Annotated in this window: 1 protein-coding gene; it reads right to left on the reverse strand. The window is 30.7% G+C overall.

The features are described from left to right. A partial coding sequence (locus PZE06_RS25910; RefSeq protein ID WP_275792103.1) for a terminase gpP N-terminus-related DNA-binding protein occupies positions 1 to 182 on the reverse strand: 182 nt, incomplete at its 3' end. Positions 183 to 599: the final 417 nt, after the last annotated feature.

The following is a 599-nucleotide window of genomic DNA, read 5'->3' on the forward strand; positions in this document are numbered from 1 at the left end:
GATTTAAAAGGGTCCAGTTTACTAGGTCTTTTCTTACTAGCCTTCTTATTAGGTAATTGATCTTTTCTAGTGTATTTACGAATTGTCTTTGGATCAAAGCCAGTCTTGTCAGCTATAGCTTTGATTGTCCAACCTTTTTGAAATAGTTCTCTTATCATAAAAAATTCCCCAATCTTGACCATCGTTTCGCCACTCCATCATTATGTAGTTTTGAAACCATTGTCCGTTATTTTGAGGGAATTTTAAACCGTTATTATTAGGGATTTTAACACCGTTGCTTACACCCTCCTTCTACAATTTTTTACATCTATAATTTCCACTATATATTAATTTAAATTTTATTTAATAATATCATCTGGACAAAAAATTCATTTACACAAAGAGTAGAAAAATAAACAAAAGAAACTTAAGCAAGCTTAAGTTTCTTTTGTTTATAGTTTTTTACAATTTTCTTAGAGATTATTGTTATATTCTCAACTTTCGCAGACCAAATCAGGCAGGTAAGCCCTAATATAACCGGGTAAACCTGTAACCCATTGTGATAGTTGATTTTTAAGTAATTGCTGTGTTTGTTTATTCGTTTTCTTCAAGACATCTTG

Source organism: Robertmurraya sp. DFI.2.37 (assembly GCF_029211245.1).
Taxonomy (GTDB): domain Bacteria; phylum Bacillota; class Bacilli; order Bacillales; family Cytobacillaceae; genus Robertmurraya; species Robertmurraya methanolica_A.